This is a genomic window from Amycolatopsis sp. cmx-8-4, assembly GCF_046548675.1.
In the GTDB taxonomy this organism is placed as follows: Bacteria; Actinomycetota; Actinomycetes; order Mycobacteriales; family Pseudonocardiaceae; genus Amycolatopsis.
The window spans coordinates 679,986-695,716 of the sequence record NZ_JAEBDZ010000001.1; the positions used below are offsets into that span (position 1 = coordinate 679,986).

The window sequence follows — 15,731 nt, forward strand, 5'->3', positions numbered from 1 at the left end:
CGCCGTGCTGCAGATCTGGCCGTGGCTGCGCCGGACGTACCCCGTTTTCCACCGCTACGCCGGCCGCGCGTACGTCTTCGCCGGCGTGCTGCCGTCCGGGCTTCGCCGGCTGGCGCGCGGTGCGCGAGCGGCGCTTCGGCGACCACCGCAAGTGGATGATCCGCAGTGCGGCCATGACGTTCTCGATCATCGTCAACCGGCTGATCACGCCGATCGCGATGGTCGTGCTGGAGCCGCAGATCCCGACCACGTTCGGCGGCAGCGAGCTGGCCTACTCGCAGAGCGTCGCGGCGATCTCGTCCTGGGGCGGTGTGGCGATCGCGCTCGTCTTCAGCCAGTGGTGGCTCGAGCGGAAGCCAGCCAGCGCGCGATGATCGTCCGCTGGATCTCCGACGCTCCTTCGTAGATGCGCGGCGCGCGGACCTCGCGGTAGAGGTGTTCCAGCAGGTGCCCCCGCCGCAAGGCCCGGGCGCCGTGCAGCTGCACCGCCGAGTCGACGACGAACTGGGCGGCCTCGGTGGCGAACAGCTTCGCCATTGCCGCGCGGCCGCCGAGGTTCTGCTCACCCGCGTCGTACGCGCCCGCCGCCGCGTAGACCAGCAGCCGGGCGGCTTCCGTGCGCGTCGCCATCTCCGCCAGCGCGTGCGCCACCGCCTGCTGCTTGATCAGCGGGCCGCCAAAGGCTTCGCGCTGCCCGGTGTAGTCCACGGTGGCGTCGAGCGCGGCCTGCGCCATCCCGACGGCGAACGCGCCGACGCTGGGGCGGAACAGGTCCAGGGTCCGCATCGCGACGGCGAACCCGCGGTTCTCCTCGCCGAGCAGCTCTTCGCGCCGGACTTCTACGCCGTCGAACGTGACGGTGCCGATCGGGTGCGGGCTGACCAGGTCGAGGTGCTCGCCGCCGAGACCCGGGCGGTCACCGGGCACGACGAACGCGCTGACGCCGCGGGAGCCCGCGCCTTCGGTGGTGCGCGCGAACACCGTGTAGAAGTCGGCCTCGGGCGCGTTGGAGATCCACATCTTCTCGCCGGTGAGGCGCCAGCCGTCGCCGTCGGGCTCGGCTTTCAGTGAGAGCGCGGCCGCGTCCGAACCGGCGTCCGGCTCGGTCAGCGCGAACGCCGCCACCGCGTCGCCGGCCGCCACCGCGGGCAGCCACTTCGCGACCTGATCGTCCTGTCCGGACTGCAGGATCGGGTAACTTCCCAGGCCCTGCAACGCCAACGCCGTCTCGGCCTCGGTGCTGACCGTCGCGAGGTTCTCGCGCAGGATGCACAAGTCCGTCGCGGCGGCCTGGCGTGACGGCTTTCCGTCGGCGACGCCCGGGAAGAGCCGCGAGAGCAGGCCGAGCGCGCCCATCGCCTTGAGCAGCGGGCGGTTGACCGCACCCTCCACACCGGACTCGGCGAGCGGGCGCAGCTGCTCCTCGGCCAGCTTCCGGACGTCCGCCGCGAAGGCGAGCTGGTCCGCGTCCAGGGTGAAGGTCATCGGTCGCCTTCCGGTCGCCAGCGGGCGTGGGCGGTGCCGGCCGGGCCCGACCGGACGAGGTCGAGCCGCGGTTCCGGGCCATCCGAACGGCCGGTCTGCGGCTTGCGGTTGCCCGCGGCGAACTGCTTCGGCCAGGCGATCGGATAGCCCTGCTCGGCCGCCGCGTGCAACGTCCACTGTGGATCGTAGAGGTGCGTGCGGCCCAGCGCGCACAGGTCCGCGCGGCCGGCCAGGATCAGCGAGTTCACGTCGTCGTACGACGAGATCGCGCCGACGGCGATCACCGCGATGCCGTACTCCTGCCCGATCTCGTTGCGGATCCGGTCGGCGTACGGCGTCTGGTAACTACGGCCGTACTGCGGCCTCTCGTCGCACACCACCTGGCCGGTCGAGACGTCGATGCCGTTGGCCCCGTGGGAAGCGAAGGCGCGCGCGATCTCGACGGCGTCGTCGGCGTCGATCCCGCCGTCCGCCCAGTCGGTCGCCGAGATCCGGACGGTCATCGGCCGCTCGGCGGGCCACGCGGCGCGGACCGCGTCGAAGACTTCGAGCGGGAAGCGCAGCCGGTTCTCCAGCGAGCCGCCGTAGCCGTCACTCCGCTGGTTCGTCAGCGGCGAAAGGAACGAGGACAGCAGATAGCCGTGCGCGCAGTGCTGTTCGAGGACGTCGAACCCGGCGCGCGCGGCGGCTTCGGCGCACGCGACGAACTCGTCCCGGATCGCCATCATGTCCGATGTGGACAGTTCACGAGGGACTTGGTTCCGCTCGGAGTACGGCAGCGCCGAGGGCCCGCAGACTTCCCAGTTGCCGGAAGGCAGCGGCTCGTCGATGCCGTCCCACATGAGCTTTGTCGAACCTTTGCGGCCGGAGTGTCCTAACTGGACGCCGATGCGAGCGGACGACTGGGCGTGCACGAAGTCGACGACCCGTTTCCACCCGGCTTCCTGCTCGGCGGTGTAGAGGCCGCCGCAGCCGGGCGTGATCCGGCCTTCCGGCGAGACGCAGACCATCTCCGTCATCACCAGCCCGGCACCGCCGAGGGCCTTGCTGCCCAGGTGCACCAGGTGGAAGTCGCCCGGGACACCGTCCACAGCGGAGTACATGTCCATCGGCGACACGATGATCCGGTTGGGCAGCTCCAGCTCGCCGAGCTTGAACGGCTGGAACATCGGCGGCCGCGACGTCGTTCCGAGCGAGCGCGCGAACCAGTGGTCCAGCTCGGCGGCGAACTCCGGGTCGCGCAGGCGGAGGTTGTCGTAGGTGACGCGGCGGCTGCGCGTCAGGATGTTGAACGCGAACTGCGGCGGGTCCTGGTGGGCGTACTGCGCGATGTTCTCGAACCACTCCAGGCTGGCCTGCGCGGCGCGCTGGGTCGACGTCACGACCGGACGCCGTTCCAGCTCGTACGCCTTGAGCGCCTCCTCGACACCGTCGTTTTCGTGCAGACACGCGGCCAGCGCGAGCGCGTCCTCCATCGCCAGCTTCGTGCCGGAGCCGATCGAGAAGTGCGCGGTGTGCGCGGCGTCGCCGAGGAGGACGACGTTGCCGTGCACCCAGGTCTCGCAGCGCACGGTGCCGAACGTGACCCACTTCGAGTTGTTCGCCAGGACGCCGTGGCCCTGCAGGACGTCGGCGCAGAGTTCGCGGATCAGCGAAATCGAGTTCTCGTCGCTCTCGCCGGGCTTGAGCGCGGTCGCGGCGACGGGGGCGAACGTCCGTTGCCAGACGTCCTCCTGCACCTCGAGGATGAACGTGCTGCCCTCGCGGCCGTACGGGTAGCCGTGGATCTGCATGATCCCGGCCGGCGTCTCGAGGACGTAGAACTTGAAGGCGTCGAACACCAGGTCCGTGCCGAGCCAGATGTAGCGGCACCGGCGCGTCTCGACGCTCGGCCGGAAGTGCTCGGCGTGCTTCGCGCGGACCGCGGAGTTGACGCCGTCGGCGGCGATGACCAGGTCGTAGGCCGACAAGTCGACCGGCGCCTCGTCGCGGAAACGCAGCTCGACGCCGAGCTCCGCGCAGCGGTTCTGCAGGATGCCGAGCAGGCGCTTGCGGCTCATCGCGGCGAAACCGTGGCCGCCCGAGGTCGTGACGGTGCCGCGGTAGTGGACGTCGATGTCGTCCCAGCGGGCGAACTCGGCGCGCATGGCCTCGTGCACGGCCGCGTCGGCGTGCTCGATCCCGCCGAGCGTCTCGTCCGAGAACACCACGCCGAAGCCGAAGGTGTCGTCGGGCGCGTTGCGCTCCCAGACGGTGATGTCGTGACCCGGGCCGAGCTGTTTGGTCAGCGCGGCGAAGTACAGGCCCGCCGGGCCGCCGCCGATCACCGCGATACGCACGCCGTCCAGGGTATGTCGTCACGCGTACGACCGTCAATAAGGCGATAGATGGGCTACCGTGTCCGCATGGAACGCATCAACCCGCCGGAGCTGGGCAAGCCGTCCGGGTTCTCGCACGCGGTGGTCGCCGAGGGGCGCGTCGTCTTCCTCGCCGGGCAGACCGCGCTGGACGCGTCGAACCGGATCGTCGGCGACGGCGTCGTCGAGCAGTTCGAGCGCGCGCTGGGCAACCTGCTGACGTCGCTGCGCGCGGCCGGCGGCGCACCCGCGGATCTCTGCAGCGTGACGATCTACATCGTCGACATGGCCGACTACCGGGCCCACGCGCGCGAGATCGGCGCGGTCTGGCGGCGCCTGGCGGGCACCGAGTACCCGGCGATGGCCGGCATCGGCGTCGACCGGCTCTGGGATGAGGAAGCGCTGGTCGAGGTCCAAGGCTTCGCGGTCGTGAGTGTTTAGGGCGGTTAGAACCGCCCTAAACACTCACGACCAGCCGCGGCAGAGGACTCAGCCGAGGCTGATCGCCTTCGAGACGTACGCGCGGGCCGGGTCCTCCAGCCGGGCGTGCAGCTCGAAGAACAGCTCGGCCGCGCGGATGCCCGACCAGTCGCGCGGCAGGAACTCCGCGGGCAGGCCGGGGTCGAGGTAGGGCATCCGCCGCCAGCCGGTGAGCACCCGGACGTAGTCGCCGAAGGCCTCTTCGTCGGCGACGGACTTGCGCCGCTGCCAGCGCCGCAGCGCCGGGCCGTGCTCGTCGAGGAACGTCGTGTACAGCTCGTCGAGCCGGTCGAGGTCCCACCAGTCGCGGACCTTCGCCGCGACGTCGCCGAAGGCCAGGTGGTCGGCCCGGAAGAGGTCGGCGTACCCGGCGAGGCCGAGGCGGGTCAGCGCCTCGGCCGTGACGTCGTGCAGGTGCGCGGGCGCGATCCAGACGCCCGAGGCGGCGGTGCCGAAGCCCATCCGGGCGAGCTGGGTGCGCAGCAGGTGGCGCTTGTGCCGCTCGGTTTCGGGCACCGAGAACACCGCGAGGAGCCAGCCGTCGGCCGGAGTCGCGCGCTCCCGGCGGAAGATCCGCTCGTCGCCTTCGCGCAGGATCCCGCGGGCGTCGTCGGACAGCTCGTAGCCCGCGGTGGCGTTGCGCCGCACGGCCTCGAGGATCCCGCGCCGCTTCAGCCGGGAGATCGACGAGCGCACAGCGGGCTCGTCGACCCCGACGGCGGCCAGCAGATCGATCAGCGACGCGACGGAAAGCCAGCCGCCTTCGGTGCGCGAATAGAGGCCGTACACCGTCACGATGAGCTGACGAGGCTGGGCCGCACGGCCGGAGCCGTCCAGTTCGGTCGCCTCGGGTACGGCCGTCATCGGGTCACAATATCGTGCGGGTCGCGACCTGGGGATATCCGTTTGCGGCCGATCCGGCGTCATCGGCGGAGCCGGTCGTGCGCCTGCGGGATGCCGTGGTGGCGCCGGTGGATCAGGTCGCAGCCGTGGCACATGGTCAGCGCGCCGTGCGCGCGGCGCTGCTCCCACGGCTCGAACGCAGCGGCCGCGATCACGCCGCACAGCATCGTGACGCTTTGGCCGGGGTGGGGGATGCCGGTCAACCGGGTCCGGTGCCACTCGCCGTCGATGACGGGGTGGATCGCCGCCGGTTCGATGTAGATCACTGCCGCGGCTGGGGCCTGGTGATCATCGCGCGTCGTCACGCCGTTGACGCTAGGAGTGATAATGGCTGGTAGGAGTGCCCAGTGCGGGTGGCCATTCGCACGGAGTGGCCGGATTCGGGGGCCAGGGCGATGATGGCCACCCAGTGGCGCCGGACCGCGAGGAGTGCGAGTGGAGCAGCACGGGATAGGTGTTCTGCTCCGGTTCCTGCGAAAACAGGCCGGTCGATCCCAAACCGACCAGGCTGAGGTGCTCTCCGAGCTTGCGGGGCGAGCCGTGACCCGGAACGAGATCTCGCGGTGGGAGTCCGAGCGACGGCTGGTGACGCCGTTCTGGCAGAAGCACATCGCCGCGAGCTTCGAGATCAGCGAGCAGGAAGTTCGGCGCGCTGTCAGGTCGACGCGCGTGGAACGGCGGAAGGCGAAGGCGGGAGAAGTAGTGCAACGACGTGAGTTCATCGGAGCAGTAGCCGCTCTGGCCATCCCGCTCGCCCGTACCGAAGAGCCGACCACACGCCGGATCGGGCAGTCCGACATCGACGAACTGCGCCGCCGGACAGCTCGCCTCCGGCGTCTCGACAACATCATGGGCGGCGCCGAGACCTTTCCCGTGTACGCCGCAGAGGTCGATTTCACGCAGCGGCTGCTCCGCGACTCCAGCCATGCAGCCGAAATCGGCCGGCAGTTGCGGGCGTTGCTGGCCGAGCAGCAGCAACAAGCGGGTTGGGCCGCCTTCGACAACGGCAGGCACACCCTCGCTCAGCGGCTGTACGGCGAGAGCGGGAAGACAGCCGAAGAAGCCGGCGCGCTCGATCTGGCGGGGAATGCTCTGGCGTACGCCGCCTACCAGCGGACCACGACGACATCGCAGAGTGGGACCGCGCTGGCCGCCGACTCATACGAGGTCGCGCGACCGATGGCCACGCCGAACGTGAACGCCCTGTTGCTTGAGCGGAAAGCGTGGGCGCACGCCGCTGCCGGAGAGCCACATGAGGCCGACCGGGCGCTGAACCTGGCGCGTGAAGCCCTGTGGGTCCGGGACAGCCGGCCAGAACCCGACTGGGTGTTCTGGGTCGACGAGACCGAGATCGACATCATGGCCGGGCGGTGCTGGACCGAGCTCCGCCGGCCGCTGCGGGCCGTCCCGGTGCTGGAGCGGGTCCTGGCCGGGTTCGACGACACGCACGCACGTGACAAGGCGCTGTACCTGACGTGGCTCGCCACGTCGTACCTGCAGGCCGGCGAGGTCGAGCAAGCCGCCGCGACCCTCACGCGAGCCGTCGACCTGGCCGCGGGCGTCGGTTCGGTGCGGCCTGCGACCCGGATCACGGCGGTGGCCCGGCGGATGGCTCGCTACCGGTCGACCCCGGTCGTCGCCGACCTGCTGGCCCGGTTGGACGCCTAAGCCTCCGGACTGGTCGCCGTCTCGACCCAGCGCAGGTAGTCCGCGGACCCGCGGGCGAGTTCGATCGCGGTCACCTCCGGCTTGGACCACGGGTGCTGCTCGATGATGTGCGCTTCCAGCTCGGCGTAGCGGGCGTCCGTGGTCTTGAACGTCACGTTCCACTCTTCGCCCTCGCCTTGCTCGCCGAGGTGCCGGAAAAACGACGACACCGGGCCGGTGACCTGGGCGGTGGCCGCCAGGCGCGCGGCCACCGCCGACCCGGCGAGCTTCGCGCCGGACTCGCGGTCCGGGGTCGTCGTCGTCACGAGAAGGTGGACAGCCATGAGGTCAGCCTAGGGGCGGCAGCTGGCCTCCGCCGGGGCCGGGCGTCGGCTTGGAGGTGCCGCTTCCACTGGGTGCGACCGGGCGCTCCGCTACGATTTCGCCGCGATGCTGCCAGCCACCAAGGGGATCTTCGACCGGCTCAGCCGGCGCGGGCGCCTGATGTCCAAGCGGGCCTGCGACCGGTCCGGCCATGTGGTGCGCACCGGGCGCTTCCTGTTCCGCACGCCCACCGCCTGGGAGTACGCCGCCGCCGTGGCTTGTGGCAGTGATCCGGCCGCGCAGCGGTGGCTCGGCTGGCAGCGCGACTCCATCGTCGCGCGGGGGGCCCGGGCGGACGCGTTGCGTGTCGTGCCCGGCACCGGGCCGGACTGGGTGTCGCCCGATCCGCAGTCGATCGACCTGGTGATGATCGACCTCGAGGCCGGCCGGTGCGTCGGCCTGGTGAGCGTGCACACCGGTGAGGACGGCGGGCCGGAGACCGGCGGCTATCTCGCGCCGGACTACCGCGGCCGCGGCATCGGCCGGACGCTCTTCGCCACCGGGCTCGTCCTGGCGCACGACCACCTCGGCCTGCCGCGGGTGCGGGCCGGCGCGGAGGTCGGCAACGTCGCGAGCGCGCGGTCGCTGCAGGCCGCGGGGCTCGCCCGCGTCGCCGGCCCGCCGACCTACCGGCTGCCCGACGGCCGCGTCACCGAGGCGTGGTGGTTCGAGCACGCCGTCCCGCGGGTGACGCGCTGCGCGGGCCCGCAGGCGACGTGGTTCCCGGCGACGTCGGTGCTCTGAAACTTCGGCGGGCGCCGACGTTTCCCGCGCCTACGGTCACCGCATGACCCAGCTGACCGCCCCGGTGCCACCCGTTCCCGCCGACGTCTCGCCCGGCGGCGTCGCCTGGCTGCGCGCGTCCGTCGCCCGCTTCAGCAACGGCGCCGACCACGTCCGGCGGCGCGCCCTCGCCGTGTCGCTGCTCGCCGAGATCGACGAGAACGCGTTGCGGGACAAGGCTTTCGCGTGGACCCAGCGGATCATGGAGTCGGTCGAAGACGTCGACGTGATGGCCGCGATCGCCCGGCCGGTGCCGGTCGGCGTGCTCGCGGAGGCGCTCGGGCTGCCGGACGTCTCGGCGGACGTCGCCCTGGTCGCGGCCGCGTACCACCCGCACGTCACGCCTTCGGACGCGGCGGAAGCGGCGATGGGACGGCTGGTCGAGGCGTGCGGGGGAGCCGACGAAGAGACGGCCGCCCGGATCGGCCTGCTCGTCCAGGCCTGCGACGCCACCGCCGGCCTGATCGGCAACGCGCTTTCCGCGCGGCTGGCCGGAAAACCGGGCGAGCTGCTGGCCGACCCGCCGGTGCTGCGCACGCGCCGCCGCGTCGACGGCGAGGACGTCGCCGTCGAACTCACCGGGACGCCGTTCGGTGCCGGACCGCGCGAATGCCCGGGGCCGGCGCACGCGATCGCCCTCGCGACCGGGGTTCTCCAGGCGTTGCGCCGTTTCCGCCTGACAGAAGCGGAAACGGCGTGGGTGTCGTCGCCGAATCTCCGGATGCCCCAAGTACTTCGGGTGACCCGCGGAAGTTCCGCCGGTGGCCTCTGCTAGAACTACCGCGTTCATTTCTCTGGGGGAAGGCCGAAATTGCTGTACATGGACGGGCTGCTCGGTTTCGTCACGCTCGGGCTGTGGATCTTCTGCCTGGTCGACGTGATCACCACGGACGAGTCGTCGTGCCGCAACCTGCCGAAGACGTTGTGGCTGCTGCTCGTGCTGCTGGTGCCGCTGGTCGGGTCGATCGTCTGGCTGGTCGCGGGGCGGCCGCAGCAGGTGTCGCGCGCTACCGGCCGTTACGAGCGCACCGCGCCCGCGTTCCCGGAGTACGACCGGCCCGGCCGGTTCGCGGCGACGAGCGCGGACGACGACGAAGAGTTCCTCCGCAAGTGCCGCGAGCGCGCGGAGGCGCAGCGGAAGCTGGCGCGCGAGAAGGGCAGCGACGCCTGAGCCCGAACGCCCCAATGTGGCGTTGGGTGCGTTGGACGCACCGAACGCCACATTGGGTGCGTTGGACGCACCCAACGCCACATTGGGGCGCTAGCAGGTGGGCGCTAGCAGGCAGGGCCTTCGCAGGAGCCGCGTTCGTAGGCCTCCAGCGTCGAGATCACCAGCTTGCGCTCGGCCGGCGTCAACGGCGTGAGCGCGTTGCTCCACGCTTGCGCGCCGCGGGCCAGCCAGGCGTCGACGGCCGGGCGCTTGTCCGGCTGGATGCTGACGATCGTGCGGCGGCGGTCGGCGGGGTCTTCGTCGCGGTTCAGCACGCCCTGGCGGCTGAGGTCGCCGACCATCAGGCTCGCCGTCGTCGGAGCGACCTCCAGGCGGCCGGCCAGCTCGGTGACCGTCATCGGGCCGTCGAAGAGCAGGTAGGACAGCAGCGAGAGGTGCCGCGGCGCCAGCGTGCAGCCGTTGAGCTCGTCGGGGACCGGAGTGCGCTTCGCCCGGCCGACCAGGCGCGGCATGAGCAAGAGGAGCCGCCGCACGCCGTCTTCGACACTCGGCCCAGCTTCCGTTGACATCGCACTCCTCCCATCGGTAGCTTTGTTTGCAAAACAAACGCTTCGACCGCTCCCGAGCCTACCTCGGGGTACCAATCGAGCGTACCGGCTAGAAACAGGGGTTGAGATGACGTCCGAGGTTCCGGGTTTGACCGAAGTTCGCGCGATGAACCAGGGGGTCGCCGAGGAGTTCCGCGCGAACGAGGGTGTCGTCGGCGGCATGTTCGAGGGCAAGAACGTGCTGCTGCTCACGACGATCGGGGCGAAGAGCGGCGAAGAGCGCCTGTCCCCGCTGGTCTACACCCGCGACGGCGACCGCCTGGTGATCGCCGCGTCCATGGGTGGCGCGCCGAAGAACCCGGCGTGGTTCCACAACCTGGTCGCGAACCCGAAGGTGACCCTCGAGGTCGGCACCGAGACGTTCGAGGCGACGGCCACCGTGATCACCGACCGCGCCGAGCGCGACCGGCTGTACGCGGGCATGATCGCCCACGCCGAGGGCTTCGCCGACTACGAGAAGAAGACCGACCGGATCATCCCGATCATCGTCCTGGAGCGCTAGGAAACCGACGTCTTCGCCGACGCCGGGGACGGCTCGACGCGAGGCTCGGCAGGCTGCTCGACGGCCTCCCGCTCCTCGCGCCGGGCTTCCTTGCGCGTGATGAGCCGCTTGCCGACGTCGATCAGCGGCTTCTCCACCCAGCGGTGGATCAGGTCCGCGATCGCCAGGCCGACCAGGAACACCGTCAACGCCGTGACCGTGCGGTTCACCACGAGCCCCGGCACCGCCTGGACGACGGCGAAGTGCACCGGGCCCTGCAGCAGGTAGAGCGAGTACGACCGCTCGCCGACGAAGCGCATCGGCGCCGTGCCGAGCAGCCGGCCCAGCGGGCCCGGGCTGACCAGGACGATCAGCAGCAGCATCGTCAGCACCGTGTACCCGACGAGCAGCAGCAGGTTCTGCCGCGTCTCGTTCCACAGGGTGTCGAGGTTCGTGTGCAGCAGGCCGAACGCGGCGACGATCGGGATCGCGGCCAGCGGGTGCGTCAGCGGCTTCAGCAGCGCGTACCCGCGGCGGTAGTGCAGCAGGATCGCCAGCAGGCAGCCGCTGGCCAGGATGAAGTAGTGGATGGTCGAGCGGTAGATCGCGACCTTCGAGTCGCCGAGGATCCAGCCGCCGGTGGTCAGCGGCACCAGGGCCAGCAGCGTGACCATCGCCACGCCGACCAGCAGGAACTTGCGCTTGGCCGCGCCGATCCCGATCGCGACCAGCAGGAACGGCCAGACCAGGTAGAACTTCTCCTCGATGCCCAGCGTCCACGAGCCGCTGAAGAAGTTGTCCGTGCCGTTGGTGAACGACGGCAGGAACTCGTTGAGGAACGTCAGGTAGAACTTCAGCGCGTTCGGGAAGTCGCGGGCGTGGAACTCGCCGCGCAGGACGACGAACGCGACGATCCCGCCGAGGATCACCAGGTACGGCGGCAGGATCCGGAAGACGCGCCGGATGTAGAAGTTCGACAGCGAGATCCGGCCGGTGCGGTCCTGCTCGCGCAGCAGCAGCGTCGTGATCAGGAAGCCGGACAGCACGAAGAAGATGTAGACGCCGACCCAGCCCGACAGCCAGCCCCACTTCGGGCCGCCGAAGTGGAAGAAGATGACCATCGTCGCGGCCAGCGCGCGCAGGCCGTCGAGCCCGGGGAAGCGCCGGCTGCCGAGGTAGTCCTCATGGCTCATCGTGCGCAAGACGTTCCCCCATCAGTGTCACAGTCGGGGGCGAGTATAGGACGTGGCTACGGACGCCCCGGCGGTGTGGGGCGGGGCAAGCGCGTCCGGGCGAACGCGATCAGGGCGCGGGCCGCCGGGCCGATCGGGCCCTCCGCGCGCCACGCCAGCGCCAGCACACCGCGCAGCCGCGGCCGGACGATGTCGAGCACCCGCACGTCACCCTCGTGGTAGCGGGCCAGGGACTCCGGCACCACCGCCACGCCGAGGCCGCGCACCGCCAGCTGCACCAGCACGTTCGGGTCCGCCGCCTCGAACGCGATCCGCGGCGTCAGCCCTTCGGCCGCGAAGGCCCGGTCCAGCGCCGTGCGCAGGCCGGTGCCCTTCGGCAGGGCCATCAGCGGCGGCCCGGCCAGGTCGGCCAGCGCGACCTCCGCGCGGCCGGCCAGCGGACCCGACGGCGCCGTGACGGCCAGGAACGGCTCGTCGATCAGCACCTGCGTCGTGATGCCCGGCGGCGGCTCGGACGCGAGACCGACGATCGCCAGGTCGAGCCGGCCTTCCCGCAACGCCGTCAGCATCGTGTCGGAGTTGGCCTCGGCCAGCGTGATCTCCACCGCCGGGTAGCGCTCGTGGAACCCGGCCAGCAGGTCCGGCAGCCCGACCGGGCCCGCCGACGTCACGGCGCCGAGCGCGACCTGGCCGCGGACCAGCCCGGCCAGCTCGTCGACGGCTTCGCGAACGCCCTGCACCGCCGCGAGCGCGGCCCGGGCGTGCGGCAACGCGGCCGCGCCGACGTCGGTGAGCCGGACGGTGCGGCCGGAGCGGTCCAGCAGCTCCTGGCCCAGCTCGCGCTCGAGCCGCCGGATCTGGGCGCTGACCCCGGGTTGGGCGACGTGCATCCGCTCCGCCGCGCGCGTGAAGTTGCCTTCCTCCGCGACGGCGACGAAGTACGCGAGCTGGTGCAGTTCCATAAGCACTGATTCTAGCCGGGATACAAACCAGATCTTGGACTTCTGATCGTCGCGGGCCGAAGGTGGAGGGAGCACCGAAGGAGGAGCTCACGATGGACGTCACCCCGCTCACCGGTCAGGTCTTCGAGCCCGGCCAGGACGGCTACGCCGACGAGGTCGCCGGCTTCCAGCTCGCCGTCGCCAGCCGGCCCGCCGTGGTCGTCGGCGCCGAGACCGCCGCCGACGTCGTCACCGCCGTCCGGTTCGCCGCGGCCCGCGGCCTGCGCGTTGCCGTGCAGGCCACCGGGCACGGCCTGACCGCGGGCACCGAAGGACTGTTGATCAGCACCCGCCGGCTGACCGGCGTGGAGGTCGACGCCGAGGCCGGCACCGCCCGCGTCGAGGCCGGGGTCCGGTGGGGCGCGGTGCTCGAAGCCGCCGCGAAGCACGGGCTCGCCCCGCTCAGCGGCTCGTCGCCGGACGTCGGCGTCGTCGGCTACACCCTCAGCGGCGGCTTCGGCCTGATGGCGCGGAAGTACGGCCGCGCCGCCGACCACGTGCGCGGGATCGACGTCGTGACCGCCGACGGTTCGCTGCAGCACGTCGAGGCGGGCTCGGACCTGTTCTGGGCGCTGCGCGGCGGCCGGGCGGACTTCGGCATCGTGACCGCGCTGGAGATCGGCCTGGTCCCGGTCACCGAGCTGTACGGCGGCGGCCTCTACTTCGGCACCGACGACATCCCCGCCGTGCTGCGGGCCTGGCGCACGTGGGCGTCGAGCGCGCCCGACACGCTGACGACGTCACTCGCGATGATCCCGTACCCCGACCTGCCGATGGTGCCGGAACCCTTGCGCGGCAAGCACATCGCGCACGTCCGGATCGCCTACCTCGGCGACGGCGGTGACGGCCTCGTCGCGCCGCTGCGGGCCGTGGCGCCCGCGTTGCTGGACACGCTGAAGCCGATGCCGTTCAGCGAGTCCGGCTCGATCGCGGCCGAGCCGCCGCACCCGCACGGCTACCACGGCACCAACGCGACGGTCACCCAGCTCAACGACGCCATGCTCGACGCGATCGTCGAGCACGCGGGCCCGGGCGCGGACGTCGACACGGTGCTGATCGTCGACCGGCTGGGCGGTGCGCTCACCCGGCCGCCGGCGGTGCCGGGCGTCGGCTGGGACAGCGCGGCGGAGTTCGTCGTCCGGGCGCTTTCCGTGGTCGAGGCCGGGATCGAGCCGGTCCGGCGGGCGCACGCGAAGCTGTTCGACGCGCTGACGCCGTGGTCGAGCGGGCGGCTGCTGCCGTTCGTGTACGGCGAGCACGACCCGGCGGAGGTCGCCGAGAGCGTCTACCCGGCGGGTGACCTGCGGCGGTTGCGCGAGCTCAAGCGCGAGTACGACCCGAAGGCCACGTTCGGTTCTTGACACGGCGTCAATAGCGGCGTTTCCTGGGACGCGGAACCCGCTCGGGCGAGGAGGCGTGCCGATGACCGCGCTCCGCGACGCCGTTCTCGGCGCCGGGCTGCTGGCCGGCAGCGCGAACGTGATCATGCAGCTCTCGCGCGCACCGGTCGGTTACGGCGTGCTGGAGAGCAAGGTCGACAGCGGAAACCTGTTCCGGCACCCGGTGAAGCGGACGCGGACCACGCTCACCTACCTCGCCGTCGCCACGATGGGCACCGACGCCGAGCGCGCCGCCTACCGCCGCGGCGTCAACCGGGCCCACGCCCAGGTCCACTCGGCGCCGGACAGCCCGGTGACCTACGACGCGTTCGACGCCGATCTCCAGCTCTGGGTCGCCGCCTGCCTCTACAAGGGCTTCGAGGACGTCTACCGGGCGTTCCTCGGCGGCGACCTGGAGCGGTGCTACGGCGAAGCCGCGACGCTCGGCACGACGTTGCAGGTCCGGCCCGACATGTGGCCGGCGACCCGCGAGGCGTTCGAGGAGTACTGGACCGCGGGGGTCGCCGAGGTGGCCATCGACGACACCGTCCGCCGCTACCTCACCGACATCGTCGACCCGCGGTTCGTGCACCCCGTCGCGGCCACACCCGGCCGGCGCTTCCACCGGTTCGTGACGACGGGCTTCCTGCCACCGCACTTCCGCGCGGAAATGCACCTGACCTGGACCGCGGCCGACCAACGCCGGTTCGACGCACTCCTGCGCGGGGTCGGCGCGGTGGTCCGGCTCAGTCCGGGTCCGGTGCGGCGGTTCCCGTACAACGTCTGCCTCTGGACCTCCGCCGCCGGCTGCGCACCGGGCGTCGGCCGGTCTGAGGAAGGCTCGCAACGAGTTGACCGCTTCGCGCGCGCGGGCGAAGGTGGGCCGATGAGCAGCGATGAGCTCCGTCACGGCGTCAAGTTGAGCAGTCTCGACCAGGAGATCTTCCCCGGCGCGGGGGCCACCAAGCGCGAGATGCTCGACTACCTCGAAGCGGTCGCCGACCGGATGGTGCCGGAGCTGCGCGATCGGCCGTTGTCGGTGGTGCGGGTGCTGCGCGGCCAGGGGCCGTTCATGCAGAAGAACCTGCCGAAGTACACGCCGGACTGGGTCGAGCGGATGCCGCTGTGGGCCGATCGCTCGCGCCGCGAAGTCACCTACGCGCTGGGCAACGACCTGCGCACGCTGATCTGGTTCGGCAACCAGCGGGCGATCGAGTACCACGTGACGCTCTTCCGCGGCGATCCCACGACCGGGCCGACGCACCTCGTCCTGGACCTCGACCCGCCGGAGGAAGGCCCGTTCACGCTGGCGATCGACGCCGCGAAGCTGGTGCGGGAGGCACTGCGGGCCGACGGTCTTGACGGCGCTGTCAAGACCAGTGGTTCGAAGGGCCTGCACGTCTTCGTCCCGCTCGCGCCGGGCCAGTCGACCGAAGACATCGCGGCGGCCACCCGGGCCGTCGCGGCCCGGGCCGAGCGCATCGACCCGGCGCGCGGCACGACGGAGTTCGTCAAGGACCGCCGTGACGGCAAGGTCTTCCTGGACTCGACCCGCTCCGGCGGCGGCACGGTCGTCTGCGTCTACAGCCCCCGCAACCGCCCGGGCGCGCCGGTGTCGTTCCCGGTCCGCTGGGCCGACCTGGACGGCGTGAAGCCGTCGGACTTCACGGTCCACACCGCGCCGGGCCTGCTCGCCGACGGCGACCCGTGGACGGCGGAGATGCCGGAGCCGTTCGTGCTGCCGGCGGACCTGGTGGAGGAGGGCCACACGATCCCGGTCGCCCGGGTGGCCGCGATGCACGAGGGCAAGCGCCGCGCCAAGGCCGCCCGCGAGTCCGGCTGACCCAGGTTCGTCCAGC

The 15,731-nt window shown here is 71.5% G+C and carries 17 protein-coding genes and 1 pseudogene; 10 read left to right on the plus strand and 8 right to left on the minus strand.

Annotated features, from left to right (window positions below; all coding sequences use genetic code 11):
• Positions 1 to 119 precede the first annotated feature (119 nt).
• Positions 120 to 374 carry a hypothetical protein gene (locus ACLJQZ_RS03350; protein WP_410618480.1) on the plus strand — a complete coding sequence of 85 codons (255 nt, stop codon included), beginning with the start codon at positions 120 to 122 and terminating at the stop codon, positions 372 to 374.
• Here the strand turns inward: ACLJQZ_RS03350 and ACLJQZ_RS03355 are convergent.
• Positions 331 to 1,485 (minus strand): acyl-CoA dehydrogenase family protein, encoded by a 1,155-nt coding sequence (locus ACLJQZ_RS03355; protein WP_410618481.1) that lies wholly within the window; start codon positions 1,483 to 1,485, stop codon positions 331 to 333. The two genes, ACLJQZ_RS03350 and ACLJQZ_RS03355, sit on opposite strands and share 44 nt — an antisense overlap.
• Positions 1,482 to 3,824 (minus strand): bifunctional salicylyl-CoA 5-hydroxylase/oxidoreductase, encoded by a 2,343-nt coding sequence (locus tag ACLJQZ_RS03360; RefSeq protein WP_410618482.1) that lies wholly within the window; start codon positions 3,822 to 3,824, stop codon positions 1,482 to 1,484. The genes ACLJQZ_RS03355 and ACLJQZ_RS03360 overlap by 4 nt, the downstream gene beginning before the upstream one ends.
• A gap of 66 nt (positions 3,825 to 3,890) precedes the next feature.
• On the opposite strand from ACLJQZ_RS03360, the gene ACLJQZ_RS03365 reads away from it, so the two are divergent.
• A complete protein-coding gene (locus ACLJQZ_RS03365) occupies positions 3,891 to 4,283 on the plus strand; it encodes a RidA family protein (RefSeq protein WP_410618483.1) in 393 nt (130 codons plus the stop codon).
• 48 nt (positions 4,284 to 4,331) lie between these two features.
• Here the strand turns inward: ACLJQZ_RS03365 and ACLJQZ_RS03370 are convergent, their stop codons facing one another.
• A complete protein-coding gene (locus tag ACLJQZ_RS03370; RefSeq protein ID WP_410618484.1) occupies positions 4,332 to 5,186 on the minus strand; it encodes a PaaX family transcriptional regulator C-terminal domain-containing protein in 855 nt (284 codons plus the stop codon).
• A gap of 59 nt (positions 5,187 to 5,245) precedes the next feature.
• Complete coding sequence (locus ACLJQZ_RS03375) at positions 5,246 to 5,530, minus strand: hypothetical protein (protein ID WP_410618485.1); 285 nt, start codon at positions 5,528 to 5,530, stop codon at positions 5,246 to 5,248.
• 130 nt (positions 5,531 to 5,660) lie between these two features.
• Here ACLJQZ_RS03375 and ACLJQZ_RS03380 point away from each other — a divergent pair, with 130 nt between their 5' ends.
• Positions 5,661 to 6,893, plus strand: coding sequence for a hypothetical protein (locus ACLJQZ_RS03380; protein WP_410618486.1), 1,233 nt, complete (start codon positions 5,661 to 5,663; stop codon positions 6,891 to 6,893).
• On the opposite strand, the gene cutA is transcribed toward ACLJQZ_RS03380, so the two are convergent.
• A complete protein-coding gene (gene cutA / locus ACLJQZ_RS03385) occupies positions 6,890 to 7,216 on the minus strand; it encodes a divalent-cation tolerance protein CutA (RefSeq protein ID WP_410618488.1) in 327 nt (108 codons plus the stop codon). The two genes, ACLJQZ_RS03380 and cutA, sit on opposite strands and share 4 nt — an antisense overlap.
• A gap of 106 nt (positions 7,217 to 7,322) precedes the next feature.
• Between cutA and ACLJQZ_RS03390 the strand changes: the two genes are divergently transcribed.
• Genes ACLJQZ_RS03390 through ACLJQZ_RS03400 form a run of 3 tightly spaced genes read left to right on the plus strand, consistent with a single transcriptional unit; the run spans position 7,323 to position 9,210 of the window.
• Positions 7,323 to 8,000 carry a GNAT family N-acetyltransferase gene (locus ACLJQZ_RS03390; protein ID WP_410618489.1) on the plus strand — a complete coding sequence of 226 codons (678 nt, stop codon included), beginning with the start codon at positions 7,323 to 7,325 and terminating at the stop codon, positions 7,998 to 8,000.
• A 43-nt stretch (positions 8,001 to 8,043) separates the two neighbouring features.
• Positions 8,044 to 8,814 carry a hypothetical protein gene (locus ACLJQZ_RS03395; protein WP_410618490.1) on the plus strand — a complete coding sequence of 257 codons (771 nt, stop codon included), beginning with the start codon at positions 8,044 to 8,046 and terminating at the stop codon, positions 8,812 to 8,814.
• Between the two features lie 36 nt (positions 8,815 to 8,850).
• The gene (locus ACLJQZ_RS03400; RefSeq protein WP_247058222.1) at positions 8,851 to 9,210 is read left to right on the plus strand and encodes a PLDc N-terminal domain-containing protein; all 360 of its coding nucleotides are present in this window, start codon (positions 8,851 to 8,853) and stop codon (positions 9,208 to 9,210) included.
• Positions 9,211 to 9,314: 104 nt separating this feature from the next.
• On the opposite strand, the gene ACLJQZ_RS03405 is transcribed toward ACLJQZ_RS03400, so the two are convergent.
• Positions 9,315 to 9,779, minus strand: coding sequence for a MarR family winged helix-turn-helix transcriptional regulator (locus tag ACLJQZ_RS03405; protein WP_410618491.1), 465 nt, complete (start codon positions 9,777 to 9,779; stop codon positions 9,315 to 9,317).
• 145 nt (positions 9,780 to 9,924) lie between these two features.
• On the opposite strand from ACLJQZ_RS03405, the gene ACLJQZ_RS03410 reads away from it, so the two are divergent.
• Positions 9,925 to 10,320: a nitroreductase family deazaflavin-dependent oxidoreductase gene (locus tag ACLJQZ_RS03410; protein WP_410618594.1), complete on the plus strand. Its 396-nt coding sequence runs from the start codon at positions 9,925 to 9,927 to the stop codon at positions 10,318 to 10,320.
• Here the strand turns inward: ACLJQZ_RS03410 and ACLJQZ_RS03415 are convergent.
• Positions 10,317 to 11,492: an acyltransferase family protein gene (locus tag ACLJQZ_RS03415; RefSeq protein WP_410618492.1), complete on the minus strand. Its 1,176-nt coding sequence runs from the start codon at positions 11,490 to 11,492 to the stop codon at positions 10,317 to 10,319. The genes ACLJQZ_RS03410 and ACLJQZ_RS03415 overlap by 4 nt on opposite strands.
• Before the next feature lie 56 nt (positions 11,493 to 11,548).
• Positions 11,549 to 12,454: a LysR family transcriptional regulator gene (locus tag ACLJQZ_RS03420; protein WP_410618494.1), complete on the minus strand. Its 906-nt coding sequence runs from the start codon at positions 12,452 to 12,454 to the stop codon at positions 11,549 to 11,551.
• Positions 12,455 to 12,546: 92 nt separating this feature from the next.
• Here ACLJQZ_RS03420 and ACLJQZ_RS03425 point away from each other — a divergent pair, with 92 nt between their 5' ends.
• The 3 genes and pseudogenes from ACLJQZ_RS03425 to ligD all read left to right on the plus strand — a co-directional run bounded on the left by ACLJQZ_RS03425 (position 12,547) and on the right by ligD (position 15,715).
• Positions 12,547 to 13,854 carry an FAD-binding oxidoreductase gene (locus ACLJQZ_RS03425; protein WP_410618495.1) on the plus strand — a complete coding sequence of 436 codons (1,308 nt, stop codon included), beginning with the start codon at positions 12,547 to 12,549 and terminating at the stop codon, positions 13,852 to 13,854.
• Positions 13,855 to 13,909: 55 nt separating this feature from the next.
• A pseudogene (locus tag ACLJQZ_RS03430) lies at positions 13,910 to 14,706 on the plus strand (oxygenase MpaB family protein).
• Positions 14,707 to 14,758: 52 nt separating this feature from the next.
• Entirely contained in the window at positions 14,759 to 15,715 is a 957-nt protein-coding gene (gene ligD, locus ACLJQZ_RS03435; RefSeq protein WP_410618496.1) for a non-homologous end-joining DNA ligase, read from the plus strand.
• Positions 15,716 to 15,731 lie beyond the last annotated feature (16 nt).

Bases quoted from the DNA above. Each gene is read 5' to 3' on its own strand.
- ACLJQZ_RS03355 (WP_410618481.1), bottom strand. From the start codon at position 1,485: ATGACCTTCACCCTGGACGCGGACCAGCTCGCCTTCGCGGCGGACGTC.
- ACLJQZ_RS03365 (WP_410618483.1), top strand. From the start codon at position 3,891: ATGGAACGCATCAACCCGCCGGAGCTGGGCAAGCCGTCCGGGTTCTCG.
- ACLJQZ_RS03370 (WP_410618484.1), bottom strand. From the start codon at position 5,186: ATGACGGCCGTACCCGAGGCGACCGAACTGGACGGCTCCGGCCGTGCG.
- cutA (WP_410618488.1), bottom strand. From the start codon at position 7,216: ATGGCTGTCCACCTTCTCGTGACGACGACGACCCCGGACCGCGAGTCC.
- ACLJQZ_RS03390 (WP_410618489.1), top strand. From the start codon at position 7,323: ATGCTGCCAGCCACCAAGGGGATCTTCGACCGGCTCAGCCGGCGCGGG.
- ACLJQZ_RS03395 (WP_410618490.1), top strand. From the start codon at position 8,044: ATGACCCAGCTGACCGCCCCGGTGCCACCCGTTCCCGCCGACGTCTCG.
- ACLJQZ_RS03405 (WP_410618491.1), bottom strand. From the start codon at position 9,779: ATGTCAACGGAAGCTGGGCCGAGTGTCGAAGACGGCGTGCGGCGGCTC.
- ACLJQZ_RS03410 (WP_410618594.1), top strand. From the start codon at position 9,925: ATGAACCAGGGGGTCGCCGAGGAGTTCCGCGCGAACGAGGGTGTCGTC.
- ACLJQZ_RS03415 (WP_410618492.1), bottom strand. From the start codon at position 11,492: ATGAGCCATGAGGACTACCTCGGCAGCCGGCGCTTCCCCGGGCTCGAC.
- ACLJQZ_RS03420 (WP_410618494.1), bottom strand. From the start codon at position 12,454: ATGGAACTGCACCAGCTCGCGTACTTCGTCGCCGTCGCGGAGGAAGGC.
- ACLJQZ_RS03425 (WP_410618495.1), top strand. From the start codon at position 12,547: ATGGACGTCACCCCGCTCACCGGTCAGGTCTTCGAGCCCGGCCAGGAC.
- ligD (WP_410618496.1), top strand. From the start codon at position 14,759: ATGAGCAGCGATGAGCTCCGTCACGGCGTCAAGTTGAGCAGTCTCGAC.